An 18,251-nucleotide genomic window follows, 5' to 3' on the forward strand; every position below is an offset into this window, starting at 1 on the left:
CAGTTGCTTCCTTATGAACCTAAAATTGGTTATTAAAATTGGTTGGTGTGTTCGGCATGCACAAAATCCAAGAAATAGTATTTGACATAGTACGCTATACAACAAAGAAAAACGGTAAATTCACAATAGAATTTTACCGTTTTTCTTTTGACTTGTAATCAAATTCCTCCGCTGCCTCCATGGCATAGTTTTCTTTCAATAGTGCAGTATTCCGTCGGTCATCCGATTTACCTTCAACCTTGTTGTTCAACGTAATCAAGCGATGAAAAAGAAACTCAGCAACAGCGAGACCAACAGATGCAAAAAATGCAGCTGTTACGATCGGGAAGTTTGGGTTTTCATTGACAAGAGCTAGTAAAAAGCTAATTCCAGCAAACGCTAACCCGAAATCTGCAATCGAGGCAATCGTATTATTTGTTTTCGGTAAAATAAATAAGTCACCTATCAGATAAGAAATAAATGTTAAAGCAACTGAAACGACAAACACGTACCCAAAATTAACTTGAAAAATCAATCCTAATACAAAAGAAAGTATCGCAAACGTAAGTAGAAATTTCGCACCTAGAGCTGTAAAAATTCTCACGATGTCCCTCCTCATATTCATATATGCTTAGTTCTATCATCTGTTAAAACAGCAATCCTATGCACTAGCACGTCCTGTGCGTCGGAGCTGGACTTGCGAAACGCAGACTTAGTATCAAGTTTTATACTTTCTGGTGATACTACAAAAAAACAGCAGAATTCACAATGAATTCTGCTGTTTTCTTAAATCCTGCTTACTCAACGATTTCCACTTTTGCGCTTTCGCTCGTTAGATTTCTTTGTTTGCGCATCATTTTGTCAAAGCATTGTTACAATGTTTCAAGGTAAACTGAAGATCCTTTTCCAGACGGCTCTGCTGACTGAACAATTAACCTACGCGGCAATCGTGCCCGCAACTCTTGAACGTGACTAATTACCCCAACGGATAGGTCTGTTGAATGCAGCTTTTCTAATGCGGAAACAACTGTATCGAGGAGGTCTGCATCCAATGTACCAAAGCCTTCATCAAGGAAGAAAAATTGGAGTGGGAACTCCCCACGCAGCTGAATTTGTGTTGACAGAGATAGTGCTAATGCAAGCGATGTTAAAAATGTTTCGCCACCTGATAGTGTGGAAACAGGTCGTCTAACTCCACCATTTGCATCATCCCTCATAATAAAGCCACCTTGTGAATCAACTTCAATTGCGTAACGCTGTCTTGTTAACAATCCGAGTCGCTCCGTTGCATCTCGGCTAACTTGTTGTAATTGCTCTTCTGCAATAAATTCTACAAACCCATTTCCTTTAAATACGGCTTGAAGCTTGTCTAAGTGTTGAATGGATTCATCAAGCGTTTCACGTTGTTTTTCAATTATCATAAAACGTTCGTGCTTTTCGAGCAATGTAGATAAAGCCTTGCCTGCTGCGCCTCTTGCTTCCACCGCCGCGTCGACAAATCCTTTTAGCTCTTGCTTTATTTGGCCGATATGCTGCCACTGTTCATTTGCAAGTGATTGATTGTTTAGCTTGCTTTCAATTCGTTTTAAGTCTGCGTCGATTTGCTTTCTTTTATCCAAGTAAGTATCAATCTTCATCTTCATAGCTTGCCTTTCTTGGGATGTTTGTAAAGAAGCTAACAGGTTTTCGATGGTTTGGAAGGTTGAGTTTTTGCTAATATTCCCCCACTTTTCAAGAGCTTTTTGATGTCTAACTACGGCATTCTCATAGGACTTTTCACTTGCAGCTAAGTCATTTGCTACTTGGTGCAACTCTTTGGATGACTTTTGCCAAGAAGCATAAAGAGTTTTTTCTTGAGCAATTAGAGCACTCAGGCGCTCTTCAATCTCCTTAATTTGCTCGCCAATACTAAGGGTACCTTCTACTTCTTTTAGTTTTTCTCTCTTCTCTCCCACTTGCTGCTCGCGGTTTTCAAGCTCTGAGTTCAGCTTAACTTCCTCTTGAGCCAGTATCGTTTTTTGTTCTTCAAGCTCTCTAACCATTTCAGTTTGATTCTCAATAATGGAGACACTCTTTTGAACTCTTGCCGAGATTTGTTCTGCTGCCTGATCTCTTTCAAAAATGCTTTTCAAAAGTTCTTCTATCTTTTCAAGAGGAATAGCAGGAAATTCCTTATGGTAATTAGATTCGCTCACTTTATATTCTTGGTCTAGCTTACCTTGTTTTTCAACGAGGTCGCTTAGTTCTTGTTCAGCTAATGAAATAGAGTGCTGTAGCTTTACATCTTCATTGGCAGTGTTTCTTAATAGAATCGACGTTTTATCGATTTGTTCTTTCAACCCCAGTAAGTCCTGGGCAATTGATTTGTATTCAACCGAAAACCTTTTGTGACCTTCTTCAAAATAAAGCTGTGTCTCTTGCTCATTTAGACCACTTAATAGCGGCTTTACTAGCGCCTCTATTGGCGATTTTGCTTCGTTTAAGAATGGAAACTCATCTGATAACTGCTGCGCTAGACTTTGTAGCTTGTGCTTTAGAGAATATGCATCTTGTTTTATAACCTGTTGCTGTTCAATGAAATCTTTAAAATAAGCAGATTTCGTTCGATTTGAATGGTTCTCATTCCTATCCTCTGCCGGGTGTGGATGGTCAGTTGAGCCACAAACTGGACAGCGTTCACCTGCTGTTAGCTGCTTTACTAACTCTTTCGCAAGCTGCTGTTCCTTGTCTTTATCTTCAAGACTCACTGTTATTTCTAATTGCTGCTTCGCTTTTATTAAAAAATGCTCGTGTTCAAGATCTCTTTCACTGACAATTCCATAATGTCTCTGTATTAATTGGAAGTATTCTAGAAGTTGCTTCCTAAAAGTTATCGATTTCTTTGTTAGTTGGTTCATTTGGACCTTATATTCTGATAGCAAAGTACCCTTTTTAGATGTAAAATCACTAACTTCATTAAAATCATTCAACACTTGCATAACCTTGTGTTTAGCATCTTGTGCATCGCGAACTTGTTGTCGTTCTTTTACACTAATTATATTTTCGGTTAACTCATCCTTTAGTGCTGTTTGTTTCGTGACATATTTATTCAATGCTTGTTTATTTGTATCAAGCTGATGTGTGAGCTGACCTCTTTTTCCAGCTAACGTCACCTGAGCTGATTGGAGACTTTTTACTTGTTCGATCATCATGTTTAGTTCATCTTCTACCTGCTTAAGGGTAAGAAGCTTTTCCCTTTTAATAACGAGTACAGGCTCTTGTGATGATTTTTCTTCACGTATGATTTCGTAAGACTTGTTAATCTTTTCGTAATGATCTTTTAACTCAATGTACTGCTTATGATAGTCTATTCGCATTTTCTCTGTTTCATCTTTTTCAATACTGGTTATCTGAACTGCTTCAGCGTAAGGTCTCAGTGATTCTGCTTCTTCCGCCTGTGCAAACTGCTCTTGTAGAGAGGTGATCTGAGCTTGCCCAGTTTGAAGTTCTTGTTTTTGCATTTCATACGTTTGCTTCTCAGATTGTAGCTGCCAGATCTCTTGTTTGCTTTCAAATTCTTTTGTAACTGCTTCATATTCTTTGCTTCTTTTTTGCAATAGCAGCTCTGTATTTGCACGTTCTTTATTCGCTTCTTCTACGGCCTCTATTGATGCATCACCTAGGCCAATTTGTTCAGCAACACATTCATTTCGCTTTGATTTTGCTTCAGTTGTTTTTTTCTTGAGCTTTTTTATTAACTGATCACCGTACTGCTCTAAGTGAAAAAGTCGTTGCAGCATTTGACGTCTTTCTGTTCCTTTTAAGGATAGAAATTCAGCAAATTTCCCTTGTGGTAAAACAACGGCACGGGTGAAATCGTCAATTGTTAAGCCTAGCAAGTTATATACATGTTCAGTCACTTCTCCTGCTTTATCCGCTAAAACAATTGTCTCTTCGCCAACTTCAATTAAATGAGAAATAGTTGCTTTTACGCGCATTTCATCGGCACGCTTGAATACTCGTTCAACGGTGTAACGTTTTTGAACAGAACCATTCACAAGCTCGAACGTAAAGGACACGGTAAGCTGTTCTTCGGCATGGTTGAGAATGCCGTGAGTATTGTTTGAAGCACGTTCAACTTTTCCATACAACGCTAAAGTCATGGCGTCTAGAATTGAGGATTTCCCACTACCTGTTGGGCCAAAAATCCCAAAAATCCCACCTTCACACAGAGTGTTAAAGTCAATTACCTGTTTTTCCCGAAAGCTATGCAATCCTGAAATAGCTAGAGTAATTGGCTTCATGTGTAGGCACCTTCCTCTTCCTCTTCGTCGTTTAGTAAGTCTAAGAAAAGCTTTAACAGCTCAGGCTCTGGTTTAGCTCCGCCTGTTTGCTTTTCATAAAAACGACTAAACAATTCATCGATCGGCATATTGGATGGTCTTGTTGAAACGATTTCTTGCTCAAGTTGAAAAACTGGACGGATGTGAATAAAACCTGTATGCCATTTTCTTAATCGGTGAATTTCTTCTATTGAAAGGTTAGTTGTTAAGTGGATTTCTAAATCAATCCATGCGTTTTTATCTTTTTCTTCATCTAACCAGCGATGAACCTGACTAACTCCTTCAATTGCCTTCCATTTGACGAGGGGCTTGCCACATGATAAAGGGATCTCTTTTATGACAACTTCTTGATTAGGCTTTGCATCAAGTATGGTCACAGTTTTTGCGTAGCCTATTTCAGAAAAGCTATAGGAAAGGGGAGATCCTGAGTAACGGGCCTTCGTTTTGGCACGCTTAATGTCCTGTGGTCTGTGTAAATGACCGAGAGCTACATATTGTGCTGCTTCTGGCAAACTTGTAGCGGCAACGGTATAGGCCCCCCAATTTCGATTGGTCGTTCAGAGTCACTCGAACTACCGCCTGCAACATAAATATGGCTCATTGCCATATTGACTGTATCCGGTCCAAACTGCCCGCACATAAGGGAAAATAAGTCACGTATTTTCTCATCATATTTATTACGCAGGAGAATTTCATCATGCTCATTTGATAATAACTCTGCTAATCTTGCTTCAGAAGGATAGGCTAGCGCAGCCACCATCATCGTTTCTTGTGCTGACGGGATGTTAACCTTGATTGCTTCCTTCATTGGATAACCAATTAAATGGATGCTATGGTTTCCAGCTAAAGGGGAAGCTGCCGACAAACGGTCTGGATTATCATGGTTTCCTGCAATCACGATGATCGGGCGCTTGCCGTGATTTGATAGCCTTGAAAGCCCTTCATAAAAAAGCTGTTCCGCAGCCGCTGGAGGATTTACCGTATCGAATGCATCACCTGCCATTAAAATCGCATCAACCTTCTCTTCGCTGGCGATTCTCACTAACTCATCGATAAATTGTGCTTGTTCAGCTAATCGACTGCGCCCCTCTAACGTTCTACCAAGGTGCCAATCAGCAGTATGCAATATCCGCATCTTTGTTAACTTCCCTTCATGATTCGTTTACGCACTTAATTTTTCAGGCGCTAACATGCTTAAAGCAATCGTGTGACACCGATTGCCCCGCCAAAATTTTCATATTTAGAGTTCCAGTAAATAGCTGCCATCAAAGAAATATAAGTACTTTCGGCTAATTGGTTGACGAGCAATTTCTTCAACTGCCTTTGTATAAAGCTCTATTTGAATTTTGTATCTTTGACTTAACGTTAGCGCTACTACTTCTGGACCTTGAGATAACAAGCTTTCGATGACATCAGTTTTATAATCCAATAATACGAGACCGTCTTCATCTTCAAACAAGCAATCAATAACACCTTGAATGAGGACAACTTCATCAGTGACACCTTTATAGATTTCTTGTGCAGAAAGAGCGTAGCTAAATGGAACCTCTCTTTGTACTTTTTCAGCGCTAATTAAACGCTTCCCGATACTGCTTTGGAAAAAGTTCAATACCCGATCAATTTTAATTGAATCTGCTTGTTCAGTTGTTAAAATTTCTTTTTTCACGAGCTCCGAAACCTTCTTCATGACAGTTTGTTCGGATACAGGTTCTGTTAAGTCGATATGCTGCATCACAGCGTGCATCGCAGTCCCTTTTTCTGCAGGTGACAATGATTTTTTTTGCATAAAGGTGGGTCGATTATGGACAAATGAACGTTTTTTGCCTGAGACAAGTTCATGTGCACTATATTCGTCTTTCACTTCATTTCTACGCTTCATTTCTGAGACCGATTGCTTGCTTCTATGCTGTGTTGCTTCTTCATAAGGGTATACCCAGGATAACTGGTCGATTACTTCATCTTTGTAATGGCCTTCGACTGGTGCTAGTTCACCGTGTTTCAAAGCTTGAAGCAAGTCTTTATCTGTTTTCTCTTCCGTTAAAACAATCTCCTGAAGCTCTGCTGCTCCAATCGTTCTAACTGTCCATTTTGAAGGATGCTCTGCTATTTCTTTAGGGACTAAGGCGTTCAATTCTTCACCATGAAGTACTTCACTATCACGATGGCGAACTAATGCTGGGCCAATCCAATCAAGATAGGATTTTGCCTTTGCACGTTCAAAGTCAGGCAACAACCAATCCTTGTGGGTACTATTCATACGCCACACATCAAATGACTTTTGGGAATCCTTGAGAGTTCCAACTAAAAAGAGCTTTTCTTTTGCACGAGTTAATGCAACATATAAGACTCGCATTTCTTCAGCAAGAAGTTCCATCCGCATTTTTTTTCTTAACGAAAAATAAGGTAAGGTTGGGTAGCTTAACCGAAGCTTTGGGTTAACGAGCTTCGTTCCAAATCCTAACTCTTTATCTAGTAGATACTTTTTATTCAAGTCCATCATATTAAATTGTTTGGCTAGTCCAGCTACGAACACAACAGGAAATTCTAGCCCTTTGCTTTTGTGAATCGTGATCAACCGCACAACGTCCTCTTGCTCACCAAGTGCCCTTGCTGCTCCTAAGTCATTGCCGCGTTCTTGCATTCTTTCGATAAATCGAAGAAAGCGGAATAATCCTCTAAACGATGTCGATTCATACTGGCGGGCCCGATCATATAAAGCACGTAAATTGGCTTGTCGCTGTTTGCCACCAGGCATTCCACCAACAAAGTCAAAGAATTTTGTATCACGATAAAGCTGCCAAATTAAATCTGATACAGACCCCATTCGTGCGAGATTTCTCCACTGCTGAAACAACAATAAAAAAGATTGAAGCTTGTTCGCTAAGTGTTGATGAGCAGGTGCTGCTTCTTTTACACAAGCCTTTACAGCATCATAATAGGTTCTTTTTTTGTCATATGTTTTTATAATTGCTAACTCATTCGAACTCAGACCGACAACTGGAGAACGTAAAACAGACGCAAGCGGAATGTCCTGGAATGGATTATCAATGATTTTGAGCAGCGCTAACATAATTGAGACTTCCGTGGCTGCAAAATAACCGTTTGATAGATTTGCATAAACGGGAATTCCTTGTTTTTTAAACTCCTCGATAATTTGTGGAGCCCATGGCATCGAGCGTAAAAGAACAACAATGTCACGGTATGTTATTGCTCGTTCGCGTCCAAGACCTCGATCGTAAACAGGGAATTGCTCCGTTATCATTGCGCGAATTTTTTTTGCCATTAATCGCGCTTCTAACTGAACGGTTTCGAGATCTTCCTGATCAAATTGATCTGTTGATTCTCCATCAGTCTCGGCTGATTCAATACCTTTTTCAACCAAAAGTAGCTCTGCATTCATTTTGTTGGCTTCATGCCCAGAATACTTGGCACCAAGCTTTAATTCAGCGTCATGGTTATATTCAATTTCGCCTACTGATTCACCCATAATTTGCTTAAAAATATAGTTGGTTCCGTCGAGAACTTCACTTCGACTTCGGAAGTTTTTCGATAAATCAATACGGAGTCCACTCTCGTTTCCTTCTGTAGTAAACCGTTTGTATTTACTTAAAAATAGAAACGGCTCTGCTAAACGGAAACGGTAAATCGATTGTTTTACATCGCCCACCATGAAAAGGTTTCCCGTGCTTTCTCCTTCTTTCGTGACAAGCTTTAAAATCGATTCCTGGACTAAATTCGTATCTTGATATTCATCAACTAACACTTCGACAAATTGATTTTTATAAAAGGTGGATGCATCACTTGGTTGTTCGTTTTCACTAGTTAAAATTTCAAGGCAGTAATGTTCTAAATCTGCGAAGTCGACAATGCTTTTTTCTTTTTTTACTGTTGCAAATCGTTCAGCAAACTCTTTTACCAAAGCAACAAGTTTTTCCATGACGGGCTTTAAATGCTGAAGATCTCCAAGGTAGCTTTCATATGAACGTGAAAAAAGATCATCACGTAAGTCTTCGATCTGCTTTTTTGCTGAATTACGTAGAGCTGTGACCTGTGCAACAAGCGCATCATCAAATTCTCCTTTTTTACAAGGCTTTGCTTTTGTGAAATTGAAAGCATGCATTCTCTCGCCAAGGTCAGGCCATGAATGCTTTACTGCCAAAAGTCCGCGCAATTGTTCGAGGTCATTCACTAGATTTTCTGCTCTAGGCGCCGGACCTGCTGGACGTTTTGTTAATTCCAACGCTTGCTCAAGCTTTTCCCTGCATCCGTCTAGTTGCATATCAATGTCTTGAAGTAAATAGCTTAAGAAAGGAAGGTTTTCAAGAGTTTCTCCTTCTTTTATATCGTACATGGTTAACAGCTCATCAAGCCATGCTGTTGGTTTAGGATGCGACCTTGAAAAGTAATAGAGCTGGCGAATGAGCACCTGTAATTCAAGGTCATTTCGATCAGACGTATAACGATCGACAAGATCGAAAAATGCTTCATTGTTTTCGATACTGTACTGTTCTTCAAACATGTCATCCAGAACTTCATCAATCAATAGCTGACCTTCCGTATCGTCGGCAATTCGGAAGCTTGGATCAATGTTAATAAGATAATAATATTTGCGGACGACATTTAGGCAAAAGGAATGTAGAGTTGAAATCGATGCCCGATTTAATAAGGTTAGCTGCCTTCTTAAATGAAGTGAGGCTGGATTTTCTTTTAAGCTTTTTTCTAAGGCTTCACCAATTCGGTGTCTCATTTCAGCTGCGGATGCATTTGTAAACGTGACAACTAGTAAGCGATCGACATCGACCGAATTTTCCTTCGAAAGAATCTTTCGAATGATACGTTCAACTAAAACTGCTGTTTTCCCAGAACCCGCTGCTGCAGCAACAAGGATGTCTTGTCCACTTGAAACGATGGCTTTCCATTGGTCATCGGTCCACTGGCTGTTTGCGGGCTTTGCTATTGTTTTACTCACTTTGCCCAGCCTCCTCTCTCATTCTTTTTAACACTTCACTATTTTTTTCATGCTTTAATAAACGGTAATTGTTTTCATCCAATGCTTCATCAAATTGACAGACGGATTTATATGCACAAAATGCACATGGTGTTTTATCCCTTAGCTTATAAGGGGCAATGTCAATCACACCATCAATTATGTCGGTTCCGACTTTAACAAAAGTATCTCTAACATGATCTCTGAGGAGGTCAAATTCCTGCTCACTTGCGATCTGCGACGTCTTGCTAAAGCCGCCTTTTTTTAACATGCTCGCTGATACTACATTAGAGGAAACGCCAGCATCTAGTGTGTGATCCATAAGACGAACTGCTTCTTCATCCCCTAGCAGTAAGCCTTTCATTTTAAATTTCTTAAGAATTTCTTCGTCTACTTTTTCTTCATCCATCCATGATTTTGCTTGAATCATCGGATCATGAACATGGAAATAGAGAACTCCCGCCGGTGAGGCTTTAACCCCAATCCAGTCGTTTGAATTGGTAATAATCACATCTAAATAAGTGAGCATTTGCATTGCTAATCCGTAATAAACCTCTGACAAATGAACGTCTTTTTGGCTTGATTTATAATCAACAATTCGGAGGAGAACACCATTTGAGTGATCGGCTTTATCAACTCGATCTATTCGTCCGGCAACTTCCATCGTACAGCCATTATTTAAAGTGAATTGAATAGGAGGTAGTGTGCCACCTTTCCCAAATCCTAGCTCTAAACCGACCGGTGTGAATCCACTTGCTTTTGCATGCTCGCTTAAAATCGCTGAAGCGCGCGCAAGGATTTTTTGCAGCTTACGTTTCAAATAATGATAGCGATTGGAACTTAGTAGAATCTCCTTTTGAAGACGAGGTGCTAATTTTTCAACGGCGTCCATTGATAATCGCTCACATTGTTCAGCTGTTAGCTCTTTCCAGTCGAGATTAAGCTGATGCAACCGATCAGAAATCAGTTTAAGTGCGGCATGAAACATTTGACCAATATCAGGTGCATCTAAACGGAAAAATTGACGGTCTTTTAAGCCTAAGCCATGTGAAGCAAAATGTGAGAACGCACAGCTATTATATAGCTCCATTCTCGACACGCTTCCTTGGATATGTTCTCCATATAACTCGCGGCTAATATCTGATTGGAGTTTCGGTGCTTTATTTTGATAAAAAAGGCTACTTAAGACGCCGGTTGCTCTTTGTTTTTGACTAGATGTAATGAAATAGTTATAAGCATCCCACCACAGCGGGAGAACTGGATAGCCGCGTTTCCAAGCTTGAAGCTGTGCTGTTAAGTAGGAGAGTGTAACATTTTCATTTACGATAAACGAAAGCTGCTCACTTTCACTTAATTCACCTGGCTCATTCAGTAAATGAACTGTCTTTATCCTTGGAAACATGTCTTTTATTCGTTTAGTAATGATTGACGGTAGCAACGCTTTTCCTTCTTCATCTGCCATTGGATAGGAAAGATATAGTTTATGAGATGCACTGGTCAACGCCAAATAGATTATGAAATTTTCATCAAGAAGCTGCTGTCTTGCTGTAGCTGCAAGTTCGATCCCTTTATGATGCAGAGCCTCACGCTCATCCTCTGAAAGAATGCCTTCTTCCTTTGGTCTTGCTGGTAACACACCATCATTGGCTCCAATCACAAAGGCTACTTTTAAGTTAAAAAATCTAGAACGTTCAAAATCAGCAACTAATACTTGATCAATGGCTGGTGGAACAAGTGAAAACTTCATACCCTCGAACCCGGTTTCAAGCATGTCTGCAAAAAGCTTAGCTGTAATTTGTTGGTCTGTAAGCATTTCAACAAATTCATCTAGCAATCCAATAACTGATTCCCATACTTGGTCATGTTCTCTTGCTTCCAACAAACGTCCTTTTCCCTCTGCCTCAAGGCTTATAAGGTTCATTTTCTCAGGAATGCTTAGCTCTTCTAGATAGAGGTAAAGAGCTTGTGCTAGCTCTCGGCCTGATTTTGCTTTTTTTAATGAAGTCTGTAATGTCCTTAAAGCTGGTACAATTAAATCTCGCAATGAATTTAATCTTTCTTCTATCTCTTGTTCTTCATCGGTTATCACAAACTCATCTTCTAAGGAGTAAAATCTTCGGTAACGCCAGCGCTCACCATTTGTCCACTTTGTACCTTGAATTCCATATGATAGTACATAGTTTTCGAGTTGATCCATTTCTTCACGGAGTTTTTCCGGGTTTTCTTCAAGTGGAAAAAGAAGCTCCGTTTTAATACAACGAAACACCGCTTCATAGCGCCAATTCGCATTTACAACTTCAAGACTTGAACGAATCAATTCAATTAGAGGATGATTGAGCATTGAACGTTTTTGGTCAATGAAAAAAGGAAGATCGTAATCTTTGAAAACCTGTTGTATTAAATCATGATAATTTGCACCATTTCGGTTCAAAATGGCAAAGTCTCGGTACCGGTAGCCCTTACTCTTGACTAATGTATGAATTTCTCGTGCAATTCCTTCAACTTCTGCTCGAGCGTTAGAGCTCTGTAATAGAGTAATATCTGGCCGGGTGTCACTTGCTTTTGTTGGACGTGCATCATAATTTGTTTCAAGATGCGCGAGTGATGGGCTATGAGAAAATCTTGGATGATTGTCCAGAACAATGCTTTCTTCTATTTCTACACCTGCTTCAAGTGCCAGTTCCCGTATACGATTGTATGTCATACCTGTCATTCGGAATAAGTGAAGCTCGTGAGGCAAATGTTCGGTATATGGCTTGTCCACGGTTAGTGCAATCGTCGTTTTTTTAACATGTTTTATTAATACCCCAATTACTTCATATTCCTGAGGGGTAAAACTATGAAAACCATCAATATAGATTTCAGCTGATTGTAGATACTCTGATTGAGGAATTTGTTCAGCTAGTAACTGCAGATAATCCTCTGAATCTATGTACTTTTCACTCATTGATTTTTCAAGCTGTGCATATAGAAGCGCCAAGTCATGGAGTTTTTCTGACAAAGCTTGCTTGTCCGTGTCATTTTCTCCAGTTATAAACTCATCCAGTTCCTGAGGAGACAAACAGTATCGCTTAAACTCCGTAAGCATCGCTTCAAGCTGCTGAATAAATCCACTTTTATCACTTGCTTTTGTAAACACTTTTAAATCCTGCTTGTATTCTTCCACAAGCTTTCTTAACATCATTTGAATGGCCGTGCTTGAAAGATGATGTCTCGCCATTCCACCAGTTTCCTGTAAAACACGCCAAGCTAAACGGCTAAAACTAAAGGTTTGAGCACGAATCATCCCTCTCAAACCTGGCGTCTTAATCAATTCATATTCTGCACCAAATGTCATCTGATCTGGAACAAGATAAATAAGCGGAGAACCTGTTGGCTCCTTAAAAAGCTCCTCGCGAATTCCATTTAGTAGATAATTTGTTTTTCCACTACCCGACCGGCCGATTACAAATTGCATGCTACTCATATTTATTCACCACTTTTACTCAGATATTAGGCCCTAAACTTTCTGCTATGGAATAAGAGAGGGTCACCCAAAATTTATTTTGAGTCACCCAACTTTTTTCACTTATATGTGGGATTACTTATCTTTTTTCTTCTTTATTTTACTTTAAATTCTCACTAAATGCCATTCATCACGACTACCAACATTTATGTTAAATACTGAAAAAAATAGAAAAGAGTCCGTAGTCTTTATCTATAGGATAATTGTTTAGAATTAGATGATTTCTGTATATCAAGGTAGAGGTTTTGTGATGGTGTTATGAATAATCTTGGTAACAACAAGAGAGTTTAAATATTGAGGTGTTTTATAATGGACATTAATAGGTACGAATTAATTCTAGACCAGAACAATTATACAATAGTCATCTATCTCGATCCTCAATTGTCGGAGTTTTCAAATGAGCTAGGGCGCTCACCAAATAAGAAGAAACATCTTCAAGTACAAATCCGAAATTTAATTAAAGAGAAGTTTCCCAATGTACCCATTACAGCAGCAAAAGTAATGGCTGGATCCCTGCTTGTCACGACTATCTATTTAGGGGCGACAGCAACAACTGCAGGTGCCGCGACAAGTAATACCCATATTCCACAAACAAATCAATACGATGTGTATACGGTGAAATCTGGAGATAGTTTATCAATTATCGCGAAACGTTTTAATGTATCTGTAGCCTCTATCAAAACGGTAAATGGATTAACTTCGGATACGATCTATATTGGTCAGAAGTTAAACCTCCCTTTTCTTTCATATTCAGTAGCATCAGGTGATACCCTTTTCATCATTGCGAAAAGGTTTAACACATCGGCTGAAAGCATTCGATCTTTTAATCAACTTACGAGCGAGAAGATTTTTGTTGGACAAATAATAAAAATCCCTAGAACAGCTGCTCAAGAAACAACAGTCACTCCTACTCCTATTCCTCCCCCGACTGTTGAAAATAAAGATACTACTAGTACTCACACGGTTGTGGCTGGAGATTCGTTGTCTTTGATTGCGAAAAAGCTTGGTACAACAGTGGATACGATTCGGTCTTTAAACCATTTAACAACAGATATGATTTTTGTTGGGCAACTGTTAAAAGTACCGAAAAATCAATCAACTGATACGAATACTCCAGCACCACCTGTAACCGAACCGGCTCCATTACCCGAAGATACAACTGTTACCAAACCAGCTCCAGCTACCTATACTGTAGTTTCTGGAGATTCGTTATCATTAATCGCCAAAAAGTTCGCCACGACCGTTGATACAATTAAAATACAAAACAACTTAACATCGGATATGATTTTTGTTGGACAAACCTTAACCATCCCACCAAACAAAGGTGAACAAGTCCAGCCACCTGAACCTCCAAAAGAAATCACAACATCGTATACAGTTGTGGCTGGAGATTCGTTGTTCCACATTGCGAAGCGATTAAATACAACAGTAGATGCAATTAAGTCAGCAAATAATTTATCAACAGATATGATTTATGTTGGTCAAATCCTTAAAATCCCTACTAAAGAAACAGTTACACAACTGCCAGCAGATACAGTAGCACCAACTGTTCCAGTACTAAATCCAATCGGACCGATCACCACAAGAAATCAATCAAGTTTGTCAGTATCGGGTTCAACTGAAGCAAACGCGATCGTAAATATTACTCTAACTGATGGCAACAATTCACCGATAAAGATTCAGATTAAATCGGATGCAAATGGAAGGTTTGAAAATAAGGTTGATGTTTCGAAGTTAAGAAATGGCACTATTGTTATTTCAGCGAAAGCTGTTGATTCATCTGGTAACGAAAGTAAAGTAACAACACTATCCGTGATAAAGGATACTGTTGCTACTGAACCTGTCATTGATACTGGCAAACAAGTAACAATCGAAAATGCAAACAAATACACGATTTCCGGGGTTACAGAGCCTGGTGCGAAGGTTGAAATTACAGTTTCAGATGGTGTGAATCCTGAAGTGATAACTGAAGCTACTGCGAATGAGCTTGGGGAATTCCGATCAAATGTAGATTTACGTTCTCTCGATGATGGACAATTAGCGATTGCTGCCCGTGCCATTGATATGTCAGGAAACAGTAGTGTCGTTCATCAAACTACAGTCACAAAAAAAACTAGCATAGCGCCACCAGTGATTGAAAGCGCTGATATCATAAATAGCCAAACTGAAAAGAATTACACAATATTCGGTATCGCACGACCGGGAACAACGGTTGACATCACCGTATCAGATGGAACAAATCCTGATGTCATTGCAACATCTGTCGCAAATGAAAATGGGGAATTCCATGTAATTGTTGATTTAAGCGCACTTCGTGATACAACCTTAACAATTTTGGCAACACAAACTAGTCTATCAGGAATTATGAGTCAAGCCGGGAAAGCGACGATTGTAAAAGATACTGCCGCTCCAACTGCTCCCATTTTTAATACTAACAACTTTATCAATAAGGCCAATCAGAGTTCCTATTTCCTAACAGGAACAGCTGAGGCCAATGCACAAGTAAACATAAACGTTTCTAATGTAAACGGCAAGGCGATTGAAATTAATTGGCGGGCAAATGCAAATGGAGAGTACAGAATTCCAGTGGATCTTTCTGCTTTAAATGACGGAGATGTTACATTTAAAATCGCGCAGATGGATCAAGCTAAAAATGTTAGTCCATTTACAACAAAAACTTTACTTAAAGATACAATTGGACCTATGAATATAAACATAGATCTACTACCGAGTATTTTTAGTGGAAACATGAACAATTACAAAATAAGCGGAACAGCGGAACCCCACATCACGCTTGACATTTTATTAACAGATGGCGTGACGAACATGACAAAAACTGTAACGACGGATTTTAATGGAAGATTTGAGCTACCAATCAGTGTGACACCATTGAATGATGGAAACATTACGGTTTCATTTATTGCAACAGATGCAGCTGGTAATATCGGTGAACCTCAACCTGTAACCATAACAAAGGATACAAAAGCACCAGCGGAGGCAGTTGCAACTGTTGAACCTTTTGTTAATCGTCTAAATATGACTGATTATTCCATTACGGGATCTAGTGTTGAAGAAGGTGCCCAAGTTAAAGCGGTGGTAAGCGATGGGACAACGGAAATAACAAAAACAGCTATGGTCATCAACGGTAGTTTTGAAGCAGACCTTGATTTATCGAGTTTGAAAGATGGACGTTTAACATTTGAACTCACTCAAACTGACAAAGCTGGAAACACAAGTATTGTTCAAGCTTCAACCATCGAAAAAGATACGGTAGTAGAAAACCCGATTGTATCGAAAAATGGGTTCGGTTTTGAGAATCAACAGTCAATCTATACGATTATCGGAACCTCTGAACCAAATGCAACGATTGGAGTATCAATCCTTAATACTAATGGGGATGAGCTCCTTACTAAATCATCAACAGCTGACTCCAAAGGTTTTTATTCCATAAATATCTACCTAGATGAAGTGGATCCGACTGGGGAAATCACAGCCTCGGTTACCCAAACCGACCTAGCAGGGAATATCAGTGAAAGGACAGCAATAAGTCTTTACAGCCATACTGTTTCTACTGGTGAAACCCTATATACGATTGCAAAACGATATAACACGACAGTTGATGCTTTAATGGCACTGAACCATTTAACAAGTCAGGTCATTCAACCAAATCAAGCCTTACGATTACCTGTCACCGCGAGTGAAGTGATTAACCTTGGTTATATGTATTTTGGTAACACAAAAGAATATATTAATATGGTGAATCAAACAGCTAGTTCAGTAAATACCGTCTCACCTAGTTACTTTGATATTAATTCAGATGGTACGTTAAAGCTTACTTATCAGGTAGATCCTAATTTTGTCGAAACGATGCATCAACGAGGAGTTCGAGTTGTTCCATTTTTAAGTAACCATTGGAATCGCGAGGTTGGTCGAGCCATGCTACAAAATAAAGAGCTTGCTGTTCAACAAATCGCTGATGCAATTGAACGCTACAATCTAGATGGTGTAAATGTAGACATAGAGAATGTTACAGATGCTGATCGAGATAATTATACAGAGTTTGTTCGGTTATTGCGTCAAAAGATTCCGTCAACAAAGGAAGTTTCCGTTGCGGTTGCTGCAAACCCTAATGGATGGAAAACCGGTTGGCATGGATCGTATGATTATACAAATTTAGCTAAATATGCAGACTATCTAATGATTATGAGTTATGACGAAAGCTATCCTGGGGGAAAAGCAGGACCTGTGGCAAGTTATTCTTGGGTTGAAAAGTCCATTCAATATGCTCTTAATCAACAAGTCGCTGCCGATAAAATTGTTGTAGGAGTCGCCCACTTTGGCCGTTATTGGATTGAGGGAGCTTCTTACGGAGGCCATGGGATATCAAACTCGAAAATTGAAGAATTAATTGAAAAGTATAACGGAACAGTCGTCTTTGATGAAATAAGCAAAACACCAAAAGCTTTGATCACTATTAAAGAAGGTGACCCGCTAACAGTTGTGGGTGGTTCCTCCCTAAGACCCGGAACCTATACAATCTGGTACGATAACGAAGAATCGATTCGCCATAAACTCTCATTAGTAAGTCAATATAACCTTCGCGGAGTCGGTAACTGGAGCATTGGCCAAGAAAATACAGACGTTTGGAATAGTTATTCTACCTCTCTTCCAACGACAGTACCTGTCACTTCACCAATCTATACCGATGTGACAGAGCCACCAGTTGGTCAAACCTACACGACCTATACTGTAGTTTCAGGTGACAACTTGTGGTCGATTGCGAATCGAAACAATACAACTATTAGCAAAATAAAAGAGATAAACAATTTAAGTACCGACACGGTCTATATAGGACAAACATTAAAAATACCTACAACAGAGGATAATGAAACAGTACCTACACCAGTAAAGTCGACGATTACTTATACAGTAGTGTCTGGTGACTCTTTATCAGTCATCGCTAAGCGCTATAACACAACTGTCATAGCAATCAAAGAAGAAAACCGATTAACAACAGAGAATATTTATGTTGGACAAACATTAAACATAACAACTACAAACAACCAACTAAAGGAAAATGTAACAACTTATACAGTAGTATCTGGTGATTCTTTATCAGTCATTGCTAAAAAATATAACACAACCGTTACTTCCATTAAAGAAGCGAATAATTTAACATCTGATGCGATCTATGTAGGTCAAACATTAAACATTCCAGCTTCATAGAGAGAAAACATTACCTGTGACTGAGCCCCATTACGTAAACATGTTAATGAAATGGACTCAGTCATCACTTTTCTGTCATAATCCCTATTCATATTTGTTACTGGTAGCATAGAGGTCAGGGGTTCGGGGGCCCCTACGCTTCATACATATCCTTATCTAAATAGAAGTCATAGTACTAACTTTCCCCCTGGTGCAAAACCCTAAATAAATCTTGTTTCGAGACGTAAACCCG

General features: G+C 39.4%; 5 protein-coding genes and 1 pseudogene. 1 reads left to right on the forward strand and 5 read right to left on the reverse strand.

The features are described 5' to 3' along the window. Positions 1 to 133: 133 nt before the first annotated feature. The 5 genes and pseudogenes from ACFFIX_RS24945 to addB form a co-directional block, all read right to left on the reverse strand. On the reverse strand, positions 134 to 583 hold the full coding sequence (locus ACFFIX_RS24945) for a DUF2512 family protein (protein ID WP_378938934.1): 450 nt from the start codon (positions 581 to 583) through the stop codon (positions 134 to 136). Between the two features lie 268 nt (positions 584 to 851). Further along, a complete protein-coding gene (locus ACFFIX_RS24950) occupies positions 852 to 4,262 on the reverse strand; it encodes an AAA family ATPase (protein WP_378938936.1) in 3,411 nt (1,136 codons plus the stop codon). Continuing rightward, positions 4,259 to 5,436, reverse strand: a pseudogene (locus ACFFIX_RS24955) (exonuclease SbcCD subunit D). Before ACFFIX_RS24955 ends, ACFFIX_RS24950 begins: the two are co-directional and overlap by 4 nt. A gap of 105 nt (positions 5,437 to 5,541) precedes the next feature. Then, positions 5,542 to 9,270 (reverse strand): helicase-exonuclease AddAB subunit AddA, encoded by a 3,729-nt coding sequence (addA, locus tag ACFFIX_RS24960; RefSeq protein WP_378938938.1) that lies wholly within the window; start codon positions 9,268 to 9,270, stop codon positions 5,542 to 5,544. Beyond that, positions 9,263 to 12,754, reverse strand: coding sequence for a helicase-exonuclease AddAB subunit AddB (gene addB, locus ACFFIX_RS24965; protein ID WP_446686117.1), 3,492 nt, complete (start codon positions 12,752 to 12,754; stop codon positions 9,263 to 9,265). Before addB ends, addA begins: the two co-directional genes overlap by 8 nt. Positions 12,755 to 13,102: 348 nt before the next feature. On the opposite strand from addB, the gene ACFFIX_RS24970 reads away from it, so the two are divergent. Then, a complete protein-coding gene (locus ACFFIX_RS24970; protein ID WP_378938940.1) occupies positions 13,103 to 18,019 on the forward strand; it encodes a LysM peptidoglycan-binding domain-containing protein in 4,917 nt (1,638 codons plus the stop codon). The last annotated feature ends 232 nt before the right edge of the window (positions 18,020 to 18,251 follow it).

Source organism: Metabacillus herbersteinensis (genome assembly GCF_042433335.1).
In the GTDB taxonomy this organism is placed as follows: domain Bacteria; phylum Bacillota; class Bacilli; order Bacillales; family Bacillaceae; genus Metabacillus; species Metabacillus herbersteinensis.

Excerpts from the sequence above, each read along its gene's own strand:
- addB (WP_446686117.1), bottom strand. The coding sequence starts at position 12,754 with ATGAGTAGCATGCAATTTGTAATCGGCCGGTCGGGTAGTGGAAAAACA.
- ACFFIX_RS24970 (WP_378938940.1), top strand. The coding sequence starts at position 13,103 with ATGGACATTAATAGGTACGAATTAATTCTAGACCAGAACAATTATACA.
- ACFFIX_RS24950 (WP_378938936.1), bottom strand. The coding sequence starts at position 4,262 with ATGAAGCCAATTACTCTAGCTATTTCAGGATTGCATAGCTTTCGGGAA.